Here is a 228-nt window from a genome sequence, read left to right as displayed (position 1 = left end):
AACCGGCGCTACTGCCGTGAGAGGGCAGCGTGCTAGGCCGCTACACAACGGGGGCGAGGATCTTGCGTTTCCGCAGATCCGAGCTGGTCTACCTGGACTCGAACCAAGAATGACGGTACCAGAAACCGTAGTGTTGCCAATTACACCATAGACCAAGGTGATTCAATGTAAATCGTACCCCCGACCGGATTCGAACCGGCGCTACTGCCGTGAGAGGGCAGCGTGCTA

1 tRNA gene is annotated in these 228 nt (G+C 57.5%); it reads right to left on the bottom strand.

Annotation, left to right across the window (positions count from 1 at the left end):
- Nucleotides 1-83 precede the first annotated feature (83 nt).
- A tRNA-Gln gene (locus RB628_RS42350) sits at nucleotides 84-155 on the bottom strand.
- Between the last annotated feature and the right edge of the window lie 73 nt (nucleotides 156-228).

Source organism: Streptomyces sp. ADMS, assembly GCF_033441795.1.
Taxonomy (GTDB): Bacteria; Actinomycetota; Actinomycetes; order Streptomycetales; family Streptomycetaceae; genus Streptomyces.
Note: the sequence above shows the minus strand (reverse complement) of the source record. Positions and strands in the feature narration are given on the sequence as shown.